Below are 14,853 nucleotides of genomic sequence, written 5' to 3'. Positions count from 1 at the left end.
TCCATGTTCAACAAGGGCACCATGCCGTTCTCCTCGGTCGCCGACGTCAAGGCGCGCCTGGCCACGGCCGGCTACCTGGCCTCGGACGCCGTCGCCACCACCGTCTATCTCGCCAGCGAGCTGGGCAAGCCGCTGCTCGTCGAGGGTCCCGCCGGCGTCGGCAAGACCGAGCTCTCGCGCGCGGTCGCCCAGGCCTGCGGCGCCGAGCTCGTCCGCCTCCAGTGCTACGAGGGCGTCGACGAGTCACGCGCCATCTACGAGTGGAACCACGCCAAGCAGCTGCTGCGCATCTCGGCCGGCCACGACGAGACGTGGAGCGAGGCCAAGTCGGACATCTTCTCCGAGGAGTTCCTGCTGCCCCGCCCGCTGCTCTCGGCGATCCGCAACGAGGGCCCCACGGTGCTGCTCATCGACGAGACCGACAAGGCCGACGTCGAGATCGAGGGCCTGCTGCTGGAGGTCCTGGGCGACTTCCAGATCACGATCCCCGAGCTCGGCACCGTCACGGCCACCCAGCGCCCCTTCGTCGTGCTGACCTCGAACGCCACCCGCGAGCTGAGCGAGGCCCTGCGCCGCCGCTGCCTGTTCCTGCACATCGAGTTCCCCGACGCCGAGCTGGAGCGCGACATCGTGGCGCTGAAGGTGCCCGACCTCGACCAGGCGCTCGCCGACTCGGTGGTCCGCGTCGTCAACGCCCTGCGCGCCATGCCGCTGCGCAAGGCGCCCTCGGTCTCCGAGACGCTCGACTGGGCGCGCACGCTCGTCGCCCTCGGCGCCGACACGCTCACCTCCGAGGTCGTCTCGGAGAGCCTCGGCGTCGTGCTCAAGCACCACGACGACATCGACAAGGCCCGCGCGAAGCTGGACCTGGACGCCGTCCTCTCATGAGCACCCAGGTCGCGACCCGGCTGGTCGAGTTCGTCGAGGCGCTGCGCGTCAAGGGCGTCAACGCCGGGCCCAGCGAGACGATCGACGCGGCCGACGTCATGCGCGTGCTGGGCCTCGACGACCGCGACCTGCTCCGTGAGGGTCTCGCCGCCGCGCTCGTGCGCCGCGGCGGGCAGCGCGACGTCTTCGACCAGACCTTCGACCTGTTCTTCCCGATCGGCGTCGGGCGTCCCGAGGCCGCTCGCGAGGCCGACGAGGACCTCGACGTCCAGCAGATCCGCGAGCTGCTGCTCATGGCTCTGCTCGACCGCGACCCTCGCACGCTCGCGCAGATCGCCGAGATCGCCGTCGACGTGCTCGGCGAAGTGGGCCAGCCCGGCACCGAGACCGCCGGCTGGTCGGCCTACCAGACCATCGACCGGCTCCAGCCCCAGACGCTCATCGCCGCCGCCATGGCGATGCGTCCCGGTGGCGGGTCGGGCCACGGCGGACAGGGCCTGGGCACCCAGTTCACCGACCGCCTGGCCCGCGACGAGGTCCGCCAGGGCGTCGAGGCCTTCCGGGAGATGGTGCAGGCCGAGGCCCGTCGCCGCTCCGCCGAGCTGCGCGGCCGTGAGCTCGTCGCCCGTCACGCCGTGCGGTCGTCGCGCGACCGCGTGGACTTCCTCAGCGCGAACCGCCAGCAGCTCGAGGAGCTGCGCCGCTCGGTGCAGCCGCTCGCCCGCGTGCTGGCCACGCGTCTCTCCGCCCGTCGCCGGCGCCGCCGTCGCGGGAAGATCGACATGCGTCGCACCCTGCGCCGTGCCATGGGCACCGGTGGCGTCCCGATGCGTCCCGTGTTCGAGAAGCCGCGCCCCAGCCGTCCCGAGCTCGTCCTGCTGTGCGACGTCTCCGGCTCGGTCGCCGGCTTCTCCAACTTCACGATGCTGCTGACGCAGGCGCTGAGCGCGCAGTTCAGCAAGGTGCGGGTCTTCGCGTTCGTCAACGCGATGGCCGAGGTCACCGAGATCGTCCGCGACGGCGCGGTCTCCGGTGGCGCCGAGATCGAGCCGCGCATCCGTGCCGAGGCGAAGATCACGAAGTGGCACACCAGCAGCGACTACGGCGAGGCGTTCCTGGACTTCCAGGAGTTCTTCCTCGACGCCGTCGGACCGCGCACCGCGGTCCTGATCCTGGGCGATGCGCGCAACAACAACCAGAACCCGCGCTTCGACGCCCTGCACGAGATCGCGATGCGGTCCCGCCGCACGTACTGGCTCAATCCCGAGCACCACACGCGGTGGGGTCTGGGCGACTCCGAGGCGCTGGCCTACGCTGAGATCGTCCCCATGCACGAGTGCGCGAACGTCGACCAGCTGACGCACTTCGTCACCCGCCTGCTGCCGGTCTGAGCGAGGAGCCGTCATGCGCATCCTGTCCCGAGTCGCGGTGCTGGCGGTGCTGGCGTTCGCCCTCACCGCGTGCGGTGGCGAGGACGACTCTCCCAGCTCCGGCTCGCAGACCTCGGCCACGCCCGCGCCGAGCCGCGGCGTGCCGTCCGGCGTCGAGGAGCGGCTCGACTCCCCCGCCGGCGTCGTCGTCGGCGAGGAGGGGCGCATCCACGTGGTGACGTACGGCAGCAGCACCAACCCCGCCATCGTCCACCAGGCGAGCGCCGAGGGCCAGACGGTCACGGTCCAGGTGAGCGCGGTCGAGGGCCGTCCGGCGACGATGGACTACGTGCCCACCACGTCCACGTTCGACCTTCCCGCGAGCGTCGACCGCGACGAGCCGGTCACGTTCGTCCTGGGCGACTTCGGCACCGTCGAGCTCGAGTCGATCGAGCCCGGCAACCAGGCCTGGGTCGAGCGCGAGGAGTGAGTCAGCGCGCGGGCACGCGCTCGCGCCGCCGCAGCAGGCGTCCGAGCGCGGCCTGCACGGGCGCCTGACCCAGCAGCACGCCCGCCAGCACCAGGAGCATGCCGACCGCCTGCACGGGCCCGAAGATCTCGTGCGCGAGGGCCACGCCCAGCACCGTGCCGGCCACGGGGTTCAGCAGGCCGATCAGCGACACGGACGCAGCCGGCATCCGCTGCAGTCCCCGGAACCACAGGTAGTTCGCCAGGCCCGTGGCCACGAGCCCGATGTAGAGGAAGCCCAGCACGGCCGGGACGTCCATCGCGGGCGGCGCCCCCTCGACGACCAGCGCCGCCGGCAGCAGGAGCAGCCCGCCCGCGACGAGCTGCCACGCCGTGAGGGTCAGCAGGTCGACCGGCGCGGTCCAGCGCTTGAGCAGCACGTAGCCGAACGACGACATCACCACGGCGCCGAGCGAGGCGGCGACCCCGATCATGTCGACGGCGAAGCCCGCGCGCAGGACCAGCAGGGCGACGCCGGCGATCCCCAGGACGGCCGCGCCGAGCGACGCGAGCCGCGGCCGCTCGGCGATCAGCAGCCACGCCACGAGCATCATCGCGATGGGGGCCGTGGCCGTCAGCGTCGCGGCCAGGCCGCTGGGCAGCCGGTAGGCGGCCACGAAGATCAGGGCGAAGAACGCGCCGATGTTGAGCGTGCCGAGCAGCAGGGCGCGCCACCACCACGATCCGGTGGGGAGGGTGGGCCGCAGCGCGAGCAGCAGCAGACCGACCGGGAGCGCGCGCATCAGCGCGCCGAACAGCGGTCGATCCGGCGGGAGGAAGGCGCTGGTGACGTAGTACGTCGATCCCCAGGCGACGGGTGCGACCGCAGTCAGCAGGGGCGTCGTCCACTTCGCGTCCACGCGTGGTTCAAGGCGTTCCGGCGTCGGGCTATTCCTGAGCACTCGACCTACGATCGGGACATGACCCGGCTCAGCGCGATCCACGCCGACATCACGACGCTGGAGGTCGACGCGATCGTCAACGCGGCGAACAGCGCCATGCGCGGCGGTGGCGGCGTCGACGGCGCGATCCACGCTGCGGGCGGGCCCGCCGTGCTCGCCGACTGCATCGCCCGCTTCCCCGACGGTCTCGCCACCGGCGACGCCGGCTGGACCAGTGCGGGCGACCTGCCGGCGCGCTGGATCATCCACACCGTCGGACCGAACCGCCATGCCGGCCAGACCGACGTCGCCCTGCTCGAGTCCTGCTACGGGCGCTCGCTGGAGGTCGCGGACGAGCTCGGCGCCCGCGAGGTCGCGTTCCCGCTGATCGGCGCGGGCGTCTACGGGTGGTCGAAGGGCGACTCCGTCGCGGCGGCCGTCCGTGCCGTGGAGTCCGGGACGTTCGCGGTCGAGCACGTCCTGCTGGTGGGCTACGACGACGCGGCCCGGCGCGAGATCGAGGCGGCGCTCGGCTGAGCGGGACGGTTGACTGTCCCCATGGCCACCCGACTCCTCCTGCTCGCGGACACCCACCTGCCGAAGCGCGCGAAGGCCCTGCCGGACGAGGTCTGGGCCGCCGTCGACGAGGCCGACGTCGTCGTCCACGCGGGCGACTGGGTCGACGTGGACACGCTCGACGCCCTCGAGGCACGGTCCACCCGCCTGCTCGCCGTGTACGGGAACAACGACCACGGCGTCCTGCGCGAGAGACTGCCGCTCGTCGCCCACGCCGAGATCGACGGCGTGCGGTTCGCCGTCGTCCACGAGACCGGCGGCGCGAAGGGCCGCGAGGCGCGCTGCAGCGCCGAGTACCCGGACGCCGACGTGCTGGTCTTCGGGCACAGCCACATCCCGTGGGACACGACGACGGGTTCGGGCCTGCGGCTGCTCAACCCCGGCTCCCCCACCGACCGCCGTCGGCAGCCGTTCTGCACCTACATGACCGCGGTCGCCGACGCGGGGACGCTCCGCGACGTCCGGCTGCACGAGCTGCCGCCGAGGGCTCCGGCCCGGCGACGGTGAGCGCGATGTTCCTGCTCGTCCCGAGCCCGCTGCTCGGACCGGCCACGTGGCGGCCGGTCGAGGACTGGCTGCGGGCGCAGGGGCACGAGGCGAGCACGGTCGACCTCGGCTCCGCGCGCCGGACTCCTGAGGGCGTGGTCGAGGCCGTCCGCGCGGCCGCCGGGTCGCGGCCGGTCGTCCTCGTCCCGCACAGCAACGCGGGGCTGTACGCCGCCCACCTCGGCACCGTCCTGTCCGTCACGGCCACCGTGTACGTCGACGCGGCCCTGCCGGGGCCGACCGCGACCGAGACCCCTCTGGCGCCGGAGGCGTTCCTCGGCTTCCTGCGCGACCTCGCTGATCCCGACGGCACGCTGCCGCCCTGGACGCAGTGGTGGCCGGACGTGGACCACCTGTTCCCCGACGCCGCGACGCGGACTGCCGTCGAGCGTGAGCAGGCGCGCGTGCCGCTCGGCTACTTCAAGCGCACCGTCCCCGTGCCCGAGCGCTGGACCGAGCGACCGGCCGGCTACCTCGCCTTCGGCGACACCTACGCGGCCGAGTACGACCTCGCCCGGACTTCGGGCTGGCCCGTCCAGCGCCTCGACGGTGCCCACCTGCACCAGCTGATCGACCCTGGGGCCGTTGGCGCCGCGGTGGCCGCCCTCGCCGAGGCTGCCTCCAGCTGACGCTTCGACCTCACGTTCGGAATCTGTCGGTGGCACCCACTAAGTTGGGCTTCATGGAGTTGAGCCGAGCGGTCGTCACGGGTGACGCGGTGCGTCGCGCGCGTGCGGTCGCGGAGTTCGAGGAGTGGGAGTTCGTCGTCTCCCACCACGCGATGCGCGTCGCGGAGATCGACCGGGTCGATGACATTCCGTTGTCGAAGGACCTGGCCCGTCGTGAGGTGACCTTGGACTTGGCGCGGGCGCTGCGGACCACTGAGCACCAGGTGTGGGGCATGGTCCACGAGGCCTCCACCCTGCTGTCCAGGACGCCTGCGGTGTGGGAGTCGTTCCGGGCCGGTGACATCGACGCCGACCGCACGTCCGCGATCGCCTCGACGGCGGAGCGGCTCCAGACGCGCGAGGCGTGGGCGGCGCTGGAGCACTCGGCTCCGGAGTACGCGGCCACCCACACCCTGGCCGAGCTGCGGTCCTGGCTGCGCCGGCTGCGGGCGCGACTCGAGCCCGAGCAGACCCAGGCCGAGGCCGACCGCGCGGTCGAGCAGCGCCGCGTCTCGATCACCCACAACGACGACGGCACGTCGTGGCTCAACGCGCTGCTGCCCACCGGTCTGGCGATCGCGATCGGCGAGCGGCTGCGCAAGGCCGCCCGCGCGATCCCGGCGATCGACCCCGCCACGGGTGAGCGCGACCGCCGCACCCGCGACCAGAAGCAGGCCGACCTCGTCGCCGACTGGCTCACCTCGAACACCGGCACCGTCGGCGACCTGCGCGCCGAGATCGCCATCAGCATCAGCGCCACCGACCTGCTCGGCTACACCAACGGCCCGGGCCTGACGCTCAACGGCGAGCCCGTCGGAGCGGAATGGGTCCGCGAGCTCGCCTCCTCCGAGCACGCCGTGCTCAGGAGACTGGTCCTCGACCCGATCGGGCACGTGCTCGACACCGAAGTCCTGAAGTACCGACCACCCGAATCACTCCGACAGGCCCTCCACTGGAGAGACGGCACCTGTCGGGTCGCCGGCTGCCGAGCACCCGTCCACGAGACCGACCTCGACCACGCCCAGGCCTACGACTCCGGCGGATCCACCTCCGGCAACAACCTCAGATGCCTCTGCCGCAAGCACCACAACATGAAGTCCCACGGTCACCTCCACGACCGCCACCTCGACGCGCCCCTGAGCCGCCACGAGCGCTACCGAGCGCTGTGACGCTTGCTACACCCGGGGTGCATCGGAGGCGAGCCCGGACGGGAGTACCTTTGCTGAGGCTGGCCTAACCCCGACCCGCCCTGACACCGAAGGTGACTGATGCTCGGAACGTTCCTGATCGGCCTGCGCGAGGGCCTCGAGGCCTCGCTCGTCGTCGGCATCCTCATCGCCTACGTGCGCAAGATCGGGCGCGACGACGTCGTGCCCCGCATCTGGGCCGGAGTGGCGATCGCGCTCGCGCTGTCGCTCGGCCTCGGCGCCCTCCTCACCTTCGGGACGTACGGGCTGAGCTTCGAGGCGCAGGAGATCATCGGCGGCACCCTGTCGATCCTCGCCGTCGGGCTGGTCACGTGGATGATCTTCTGGATGGCCCGCACGGCCCGCGGCCTCAAGAGCGAGCTCGAGCACCAGGTCGACGCACGCCTCGACGGTCCCGGGTGGGGCCTGGTCGCGATCGGCTTCGTCGCCGTCGCCCGCGAGGGCCTCGAGACCGCGCTGTTCCTGTGGAGCGCGGTGCGGTCCAGCGGCGACGCTCCCCTGGCCTGGGTGGGTGCCGTCCTCGGCCTGCTGGCCGCCGTGGCGATCGGCTGGCTGATCTACCGCGGCATCGTGCGCATCAACCTCGGGACGTTCTTCACGTGGACCGGCGCGCTGCTGATCGTCGTCGCCGCCGGCATCCTCGCCTACGGCGTCCACGACCTCCAGGAGGCCGGCGTCCTGCCCGGTCCGTGGACGGGCACCACCGGCTGGGCGTTCCAGCTCAGCGACACCATCGACCCCACGGGTCTGCCCGCTGCCCTGCTCAAGGGCACGGTCGGGTTCTCCCCCGACATGACCCAGCTCGAGATCGCCGTCTGGGCGATCTACCTCGTCGTCGTCGGCACCGCGTACGCGCGGGTCGTCGGCCGACCCCGCCGTGCGGCCCGCGCCGCCTCGAACGAAGGAACCCGTGCATGAACCGTCGCTCCCGCTCCACCGTGCTCGCCGTCGCGCTCACCGCGACGCTCGGCCTGAGCGCCTGCGTCAAGAACTCCGAGTCCGGCGACGCCGCGATCGAGGTCTCCAGCACCGCCGACGGCTGCGAGGTCTCGGCGGCGAAGGCCGCCAGCGGCACCATCACGTTCGACGTGACGAACGACGGCGACAAGATCACCGAGTTCTACCTGCTCGACAGCGACAAGCTGCGGATCATCGGCGAGGTCGAGAACATCGCTCCCGGCACCTCGCGCAACCTCACGGTGCAGGCGCAGCCCGGCGACTACTTCACCGAGTGCAAGCCCGGCATGGTCGGCGACGGCGTAGGCAACGCCGCCTTCACGGTCACCGGCGACGACGTCGCGGTCGACGAGGACGAGCAGGAGGCCATCGACGCGGCCGTCGACTCCTACACCGCGTACACGAAGGACCAGGTCGGCGAGCTCGTCGGCAATGTCGAGCAGTTCGTGGCCGCCTACACCTCCGGCGACGACGCGAAGGCGCGCGAGCTCTTCCCCATCACACGCATCAACTACGAGCGGATCGAGCCCACGGCCGAGCAGTTCGGCGACCTCGACCCGAAGATCGACTACCGCAAGCCCGGCGCCGAGGCCGAGGGCCTGCCGTTCACCGGCTTCCACCGCATCGAGATGGACCTGTGGCTCGACGAGGCCCGCACGAACTACCCCGACGAGAAGATCGCTCCGCTCGACGAGGCCGCGCGGACGAAGCTCGGTGAGCAGCTCGTCACCGACATCCACGCGCTGTACGACAAGGTCCACTCCGACGACTTCGTGCTCTCGATCGGCGACATCACGAACGGCGCCATCGGTCTGCTCGACGAGGTCGCCGCGCCCGACGGCAAGCTCCCCGGCGAGGAGGACGAGTTCAGCCACACCGACCTCTACGACTTCTACGCCAACGTCGAGGGCGCCAAGGTGGCCTACACCTCCGTGCGCGACATCGCCGAGAGCAAGGGCGACGACGGCGCCCAGCTCGTGAGCGACCTCGACGAGCAGTTCGGCTCGATGTTCGCCCTGCTGGAGACGCACGGCGACTACGACCAGGGCTTCGTCTCCTACGACACCGTGGAGCAGCCGCAGCGCAACGAGCTCGGCGCCCAGCTCAATGCCCTGAGCGAGCCGCTGTCGCAGCTCACGCACACCGTCCTCGGGGTCTCCTCGTCATGACCGGGTCGCGGCTGTCGCGCCGGTCGGCCCTCGGGCTGATCGGCGCCGCGGGCGCCGTGGGCGTCACGGGCGGGTTCGCCGCCGGAGCCATCCGCGACGACGCACCGTCCACCGAGGACCGCGTGGTGCCGTTCCACGGACCGCACCAGGCCGGGATCACAACCCCCGTGCAGCAGCACCTGTACTTCGCGTCGTTCGACCTCACGTCCACGGCCGACCGCGACGACGTGAGGTCGTTGCTGGCCGACTGGACCGACGCGGCCGCGCGAATGACGCGGGGCGAAGAGGTCACCCCCGAGGGCGCCACCGGTGGTGGCCCCGCCAAGCCGCCGGACGACACGGGTGAAGCGCTCGGCCTGTCGGCCCACGCGCTGACCGTGACGTTCGGCTTCGGCCCCAGTCTCTTCGACGACCGGTTCGGCCTCGCCGACCGGCGCCCGCGCGAGCTCGTCGAGCTGCCGTCGTTCGCGTTCGACCTGCTGGAGGACCGCTTCAGCGGCGGCGACCTGTGCATCCAGGCGTGTGCCGAGGACCCGCAGGTCGCCGTGCACGCGATCCGCAACCTCTCGCGGATCGCGTTCGGCCGGGCGCAGGTGCGCTGGACCCAGCTGGGCTACGGACGCACGTCCACCACGACGAAGGCCCAGGCCACCCCGCGCAACCTCTTCGGCTTCAAGGACGGCACCGCGAACGTGTTCGGCACCGACACCGCCGACCTCGAGCGGTGGGTGTGGTCCGACGGCAACGACCAGCCGTGGATGGCCGGCGGCTCCTTCCTCGTCGCCCGCAAGATCGCGATGCTCATCGAGTCGTGGGACCGCGTGCGGCTGGAGGAGCAGGAGGCGATCATCGGCCGCGACAAGGGCGAGGGCGCCCCGCTGTCGGGCGGCAGCGAGTTCACCGAGGCCGACTTCGACGTCGTCTCCACGCAGGCCGGCGGACCGGCGATCCCGATGACCGCGCACCTGCGCCTGGCCCACCCCGACCAGAACGGCGGGGCGCGACTGCTGCGGCGCGGCTACAACTACGTCGAGGGCAACAACGACCTCGGCCAGCTCAACGCGGGCCTGTTCTTCCTGGCCTACGGACGCTCGCCGCAGCAGTTCATCGACATCCAGCGGTCGCTCGCGGCGGATGCACTCAACGAGTACATCCGCCACATCGGCTCAGCCGTCTTCGCGATCCCCCGCGGCGTCAGGCCCGGCGGCTCCGTCGGCGACGGGCTCTTCGGCTGAGGCCTGCTCGGCCTCGCGCAGCGCCTGGGGCTTCACCTCGGCGACCTTCGACAGGAGGCCGTTGATGAACTTCGGCGACTCGTCCGTGGACAGCTCGCGGGCCAGCTCGACGGCCTCGCTGATCGCCACGGGATCGGGCACGTCCTCGGCCCAGAGGATCTCGAAGACGCCGATCCGCAGCAGGTTGCGGTCGACGGCCGGCATCCGGTCGAGCGACCACGCGTGCGAGTGCTCCTCGAGGAGGGCGTCGATCTGCGCGGCATGCGCGGCGACGCCCTCGACGAGCCCGACGGTGTACGGGTTCACCGGCGGGTCGTTGACCTCGAGGCGGTCGGCCAGCGTGCCGTCGGCCGACAGCCCGCGGGACTCGGACTCGAAGAGGATGTCCAGGGCCCGCTTGCGGTACTTGGTGCGTGCAGCCATCAGGCCTTCACACGACCGAGGTAGCTGCCGTCGCGCGTGTCGACCTTGACCTTCTCGCCGGAGTCGATGAACAGCGGCACCTGGATCTCCTTGCCGGTCTCCAGGCGGGCGGGCTTGGTGCCGCCGCTGGAGCGGTCGCCCTGCAGGCCCGGGTCGGTGTGCTCGATGACGAGCTCGACCGAGGCGGGCAGCTCGACGTAGAGCACGCGGCCCTCGTTGGTGGCGACGACGGCGTTCTGGTTCTCCAGCAGGTAGTCGACCGTGGTGCCCATCGACTCGGGCGTGACCTCGATCTGGTCGTACGTGGAGATGTCCATGAACACGTAGTTCGTGCCGTCGTTGTACAGGTACTGCATGTCGCGCTTGTCGACCGTGGCCGTCTCGACCTTGGTGCCGGCGTTGAAGGTCTTGTCGAGGGTCTTGCCGGACTCGACGTCCTTGAGCTTGGTGCGGACGAAGGCGGGGCCCTTGCCCGGCTTGACGTGCTGGAACTCGGTGACGGCCAACAGCTTTCCGTCGATCTTGAGGACCATGCCGTTCTTGAGGTCGTTCGTGGTTGCCATCAGTCGATCTCCAGGAGTTCCTTGGTGAGGTCGGTGAGCACGTCGGGCTCACCGCCGTGGTCGGGGTCGGTGACGAGGACGGTGTCCTCGATGCGCACGCCCCCACGGCCCGGAAGGTAGATCCCCGGCTCCATCGTCAGGACGGTGCGGCTGACCAGTCTACCGGGGTGCGCGGAGCCGATGAACGGGTCCTCGTGGATCTGCAGCCCCACGCCGTGGCCCAGCCCGGTCGTGAAGGCGTCGATCCAGCCCGAGGCCTCCAGCGAGGCGCGCGCCGCGGTGTTCGCGTCGGCCACCGGGACGTCCGGTCGCAGCCGGTCGAGGCCGGCCGCCTGGGACTCGCGGACGGCTGCGTGGATCTCGCGCTGCCAGTCGGCGGCGGGGCCCAGCACGACCGTGCGGGTGCAGTCGGCGTGGTAGCCGTCGAAGCGGGCGCCGAAGTCGATCTTGAGCAGGTCGCCGGCGCGCAGCTCGCGGTCGGTCGGCGAGTGGTGCGGGATCGCGGTGTGCTCACCCGAGGCCAGGATCGTGTCGAACGCCTTGTCCTCGGCGCCGAGCTCGAGCATGCGCCACTCGAGGTCGCGGGCGACCTCGCGCTCGGTGCGGCCGACGAGCGGACCGACCAGCAGGGCCTCCAGCGCCTCGCACGAGATCTCGCAGGCGCGACGCAGCGCGGCGACCTCGGTCTCGTCCTTGACCTCGCGCAGCCGCTCGACGAGCCGGCCGGAGGCCTCGGGACGGTCGAGACGCTGCCACGAGTCGACGTCGAGCAGGTGCGTCTCGGCGACGAGGTCGGCCGGCGCGCGAGCTGCGGCGACGCCGATCAGGTCGCGGGTGATGACGATCTCGACCTCGCCCAGTCCGGCCGCGTCGAGCTCGGCCGCGGCCTGGTCGCGGTAGCGCCCGTCGGTGAGGAACAGCGGCTCGCCCTCGGCGGGCACCAGCGCGGCGCCGTTCGACCCCGTGAAGCCGGTCAGGTAGCGCAGGTTGACCAGGTCGGAGACGTACATCGCGGCATGGCCGCCCTCGGCCAGCAGGCCGCGGAGGCGCTCGAGCCGGCTCGGGTCAGCCACGGACGGCCTCCCAGCTGGCGCGGAGCACGGCCTCGTCGGGACCGGCGAGGATGCGCGGGCTCGCGAGGCCGTCGAGCACGACGAACCGCAGCTGGTCGCCACGCGTCTTCTTGTCGAGCCGCATGCCGGCGAGGAGCTCCTCGAACGTCGCTCCGCCGTAGCTGGTCGGCAGGCCCACGAGACCCAGCGTGTCACGGTGGCGGGCCAGCAGCGCGTCGTCGATCAGGCCGCTGCGGTGCGCGAGCTCGGCCACGAAGATCATGCCGACGCTGATCGCCTCGCCGTGGCGCAGCGTGTACCGCTCGTGCCGCTCGATCGCATGGCCGAGCGTGTGGCCGTAGTTGAGCGCCTCGCGGCCGATCGAGCCGTCGGCGCCGCGCTCGTGCAGGTCGGCGGCGACGGTGCGCGCCTTCACGGCGATGCCGCGGGTGACGAGGTCGGCGAGGAGGTCGTCGGTGGGGTCGAGCGCCCGCTCGGGCGAGGCCTCGACGTCCGCGAGGATCGACGGGTCGGCGATGAAGCCGCACTTCACGACCTCGGCCAGTCCGCCGCGCAGCTCGCGCTCGGGCAGCTCGGCCAGCGTGGCGAGGTCGCACAGGACGCCGATGGGCTCGTGGAACGCGCCGACGAGGTTCTTGCCGGCCGTGACGTTGATGCCGGTCTTGCCGCCGACGGCGGCGTCGACCATGCCGAGCACGGTGGTGGGGACCGTGACGAAGCGGACGCCGCGCAGCCAGCTGGCCGCGACGAAGCCGGCGAGGTCGGTGGTGGCCCCTCCCCCGACGCCGATCACGAGGTCGGAGCGGGTGAAGCCGCGCAGGCCCAGCTGGTCCCAGCAGTGCGCCAGGAACTCGACGGTCTTGGCCTGCTCGCCGTCGGGCGCCTCGATCAGCAGCACCTCGCGGCCGGGCAGGTGCTGGGCGAGGCCCTCGGCGACGCCGGTGACCGGACCGGCGTGGACGATCGCGACGCGCAGCGCGTCCTCGGGCACGAGCGTCTCGAGCTCGGCCATGACGTGATGCCCGACGACGACCTCGTAGGGCTGGGCGGTCTCGACGGCGACGCGGCGGGTCATCGGCCCAGCTCCGCGAGGACGCGGTCGACGACCTGGTCGGGCGAGAGGTCGTTCGTGTCGACGGTGAAGGTGGCGACCTCGTTGTAGAGCGGGCGACGCGAGTCCATGAGCGCCTTGAGCTGGCCGCGGATGTTGCCCAGCAGCAGCGGGCGGCCGGAGTTCATGCCCACGCGGGCGGCGGCCTGCGCCAGTCCCACGTCGAGGTGGGCGACGACGTGGTCCGCGAGCAGCGCGCGGGTGCCGTCGTCCATGACCGCTCCCCCGCCCAGCGCCAGGACGCCGTCGTGCGTGCGCAGCGCCTCGGCCACCGCGGCGGCCTCCAGCCGGCGGAAGACGGGCTCGCCGCGGCCGACGAAGATGTCCTGCACGGTCTCGCCCTCGGCGGCCTCGACGTCCTGGTCGGTGTCGCGGACCTCGACGCCCAGCCGCTCGGCCAGCAGTCCGGCAACCGTGGTCTTCCCGGCTCCGGGCGGGCCGACGACCACGACGACCGGGCGGGTGCCGGTCACCGGTGGCTCAGGTTGTCGAGGTAGGAGCGCACGTTGCGGCTGGTCTCGCCGACGGAGTCGCCGCCGAACTTCTCCAGCAGCGCATCGGCGACGACGAGCGCGACCATGGCCTCGGCGACGATGCCGGCGGCCGGGACCGCGCACACGTCGGAGCGCTGGTGGTGGGCCCGCGTCTCCTCGCCGGTCTGGACGTCGACGGTGCGCAGCGCGCGCGGGACGGTGGCGATGGGCTTCATCGCGGCGCGGACGCGCAGCAGCTCACCGGTGGTCATGCCGCCCTCGGTGCCGCCGGCGCGACCGGAGACGCGACGGATCCCCTCGGAGGTCGGCACGATCTCGTCGTGGGCCAGCGAGCCGCGGGTGCGCGCCAGCTCGAAGCCGTCGCCGAGCTCGACGCCCTTGATGGCCTGGATGCCCATGAGCGCGGCCGCGAGGCGGCTGTCGAGACGGCGGTCCCACTGGGTGTGCGATCCGAGACCCGGCGGCAGGCCCTCGACGATGACCTCGACGACGCCGCCGAGGGTGTCGCCGTCCTTGTGGGCGGCGTCGACCTCGGCCACCATCAGCTCGGACGTGGCGGGGTCGAAGCAGCGCAGCGGATCGGCGTCGAGGCGCTCGACGTCGGCGTGACTCGGCAGCACGCCGGCAGGCGCCTTCACGGTGCCCAGCTCGACGACGTGGCTCACGATGCGGGCGCCGGTGGTCTGCGCGATGAACTGCGCCGCGATCTCGCCGAGCGCGACGCGGGCCGCGGTCTCGCGGGCGCTCGCGCGCTCGAGGATCGGGCGGGCCTCGTCGAAGTCGAACTTCTGCATGCCCGCGAGGTCGGCGTGCCCGGGGCGCGGGCGCGTCAGCGGGGCGTTGCGCTTGAGGCCGGCGAGGGTCTCGGGGTCGACCGGGTCGGCCGCCATGACCTGCTCCCACTTGGGCCACTCGCTGTTGCCGATGCGCATCGCGATCGGGCTGCCGAGCGTGCGTCCGTGGCGGATGCCGCCGATGATCTCGAGCTCGTCGGCCTCGAAGGCCATCCGGGCGCCGCGGCCGTAGCCGAGGCGGCGGCGCGCGAGGGCCGCCTGGATCTCCTTGCTCGTGACCTCCACACCGGCCGGGAGGCCGTCGAGGGTCGCGACGAGTGCGGGGCCGTGTGACTCACCGGCGGTCAACCAACGAAGCATGGGGCGATT

Annotated in this window: 17 protein-coding genes; 10 read left to right on the top strand and 7 right to left on the bottom strand. The window is 72.1% G+C overall.

The genetic code is table 11. The annotated features are described in order from the left end of the window. The first annotated feature begins 3 nt into the window (after positions 1–3). Genes ACK99Q_RS11910 through ACK99Q_RS11900 form a run of 3 tightly spaced genes read left to right on the top strand, consistent with a single transcriptional unit; the run spans position 4 to position 2,748 of the window. Entirely contained in the window at positions 4–888 is an 885-nt protein-coding gene (locus tag ACK99Q_RS11910) for an AAA family ATPase (protein ID WP_410186344.1), read from the top strand. Next, the gene (locus tag ACK99Q_RS11905) at positions 885–2,279 is read left to right on the top strand and encodes a VWA domain-containing protein (RefSeq protein ID WP_410186343.1); all 1,395 of its coding nucleotides are present in this window, start codon (positions 885–887) and stop codon (positions 2,277–2,279) included. Before ACK99Q_RS11910 ends, ACK99Q_RS11905 begins: the two co-directional genes overlap by 4 nt. 13 nt (positions 2,280–2,292) lie before the next feature. Continuing rightward, the gene (locus tag ACK99Q_RS11900; RefSeq protein ID WP_410186342.1) at positions 2,293–2,748 is read left to right on the top strand and encodes a hypothetical protein; all 456 of its coding nucleotides are present in this window, start codon (positions 2,293–2,295) and stop codon (positions 2,746–2,748) included. A gap of 1 nt (position 2,749) precedes the next feature. On the opposite strand, the gene ACK99Q_RS11895 is transcribed toward ACK99Q_RS11900, so the two are convergent. Next, positions 2,750–3,646, bottom strand: a complete 897-nt coding sequence (locus ACK99Q_RS11895; protein ID WP_410186341.1) for an EamA family transporter — start codon at positions 3,644–3,646, stop codon at positions 2,750–2,752. A gap of 60 nt (positions 3,647–3,706) precedes the next feature. Between ACK99Q_RS11895 and ACK99Q_RS11890 the strand changes: the two genes are divergently transcribed. The 7 genes from ACK99Q_RS11890 (at position 3,707) to efeB (ending at position 10,026) form a co-directional block, all read left to right on the top strand. Beyond that, complete coding sequence (locus ACK99Q_RS11890) at positions 3,707–4,204, top strand: macro domain-containing protein (RefSeq protein ID WP_410186340.1); 498 nt, start codon at positions 3,707–3,709, stop codon at positions 4,202–4,204. A 21-nt stretch (positions 4,205–4,225) separates the two neighbouring features. Beyond that, positions 4,226–4,750, top strand: coding sequence for a metallophosphoesterase family protein (locus tag ACK99Q_RS11885; RefSeq protein ID WP_410186339.1), 525 nt, complete (start codon positions 4,226–4,228; stop codon positions 4,748–4,750). A 5-nt stretch (positions 4,751–4,755) separates the two neighbouring features. Beyond that, a complete protein-coding gene (locus ACK99Q_RS11880) occupies positions 4,756–5,418 on the top strand; it encodes a hypothetical protein (RefSeq protein WP_410186338.1) in 663 nt (220 codons plus the stop codon). Positions 5,419–5,471: 53 nt separating this feature from the next. Continuing rightward, positions 5,472–6,626, top strand: coding sequence for a DUF222 domain-containing protein (locus ACK99Q_RS11875; RefSeq protein WP_410186337.1), 1,155 nt, complete (start codon positions 5,472–5,474; stop codon positions 6,624–6,626). Positions 6,627–6,725: 99 nt separating this feature from the next. Next, on the top strand, positions 6,726–7,583 hold the full coding sequence (gene efeU / locus ACK99Q_RS11870) for an iron uptake transporter permease EfeU (protein ID WP_410186336.1): 858 nt from the start codon (positions 6,726–6,728) through the stop codon (positions 7,581–7,583). After that, on the top strand, positions 7,580–8,791 hold the full coding sequence (efeO, locus tag ACK99Q_RS11865) for an iron uptake system protein EfeO (RefSeq protein ID WP_410186335.1): 1,212 nt from the start codon (positions 7,580–7,582) through the stop codon (positions 8,789–8,791). The genes efeU and efeO overlap by 4 nt, the downstream gene beginning before the upstream one ends. Then, complete coding sequence (gene efeB / locus ACK99Q_RS11860; protein WP_410186334.1) at positions 8,788–10,026, top strand: iron uptake transporter deferrochelatase/peroxidase subunit; 1,239 nt, start codon at positions 8,788–8,790, stop codon at positions 10,024–10,026. The genes efeO and efeB overlap by 4 nt, the downstream gene beginning before the upstream one ends. Here the strand turns inward: efeB and nusB are convergent. Genes nusB through aroC form a run of 6 tightly spaced genes read right to left on the bottom strand, consistent with a single transcriptional unit; the run spans position 9,958 to position 14,844 of the window. Next, positions 9,958–10,449 (bottom strand): transcription antitermination factor NusB, encoded by a 492-nt coding sequence (gene nusB / locus ACK99Q_RS11855; RefSeq protein WP_410186333.1) that lies wholly within the window; start codon positions 10,447–10,449, stop codon positions 9,958–9,960. The genes efeB and nusB overlap by 69 nt on opposite strands. Beyond that, positions 10,449–11,012: an elongation factor P gene (gene efp / locus ACK99Q_RS11850; RefSeq protein ID WP_179424267.1), complete on the bottom strand. Its 564-nt coding sequence runs from the start codon at positions 11,010–11,012 to the stop codon at positions 10,449–10,451. Before efp ends, nusB begins: the two co-directional genes overlap by 1 nt. After that, the gene (locus ACK99Q_RS11845) at positions 11,012–12,085 is read right to left on the bottom strand and encodes a M24 family metallopeptidase (protein ID WP_410186332.1); all 1,074 of its coding nucleotides are present in this window, start codon (positions 12,083–12,085) and stop codon (positions 11,012–11,014) included. Before ACK99Q_RS11845 ends, efp begins: the two co-directional genes overlap by 1 nt. After that, positions 12,078–13,160, bottom strand: a complete 1,083-nt coding sequence (gene aroB, locus ACK99Q_RS11840; RefSeq protein ID WP_410186331.1) for a 3-dehydroquinate synthase — start codon at positions 13,158–13,160, stop codon at positions 12,078–12,080. The genes ACK99Q_RS11845 and aroB overlap by 8 nt, the downstream gene beginning before the upstream one ends. Further along, positions 13,157–13,669, bottom strand: a complete 513-nt coding sequence (locus ACK99Q_RS11835; RefSeq protein WP_410186330.1) for a shikimate kinase — start codon at positions 13,667–13,669, stop codon at positions 13,157–13,159. Before ACK99Q_RS11835 ends, aroB begins: the two co-directional genes overlap by 4 nt. Further along, positions 13,666–14,844, bottom strand: coding sequence for a chorismate synthase (gene aroC, locus ACK99Q_RS11830; RefSeq protein ID WP_410186329.1), 1,179 nt, complete (start codon positions 14,842–14,844; stop codon positions 13,666–13,668). The genes ACK99Q_RS11835 and aroC overlap by 4 nt, the downstream gene beginning before the upstream one ends. Positions 14,845–14,853: the final 9 nt, after the last annotated feature.

Source organism: Aeromicrobium sp. MLTX1 (assembly GCF_046452335.1).
In the GTDB taxonomy this organism is placed as follows: Bacteria; Actinomycetota; Actinomycetes; order Propionibacteriales; family Nocardioidaceae; genus Aeromicrobium.
This window is presented reverse-complemented; position numbering and strand designations above follow the sequence as displayed.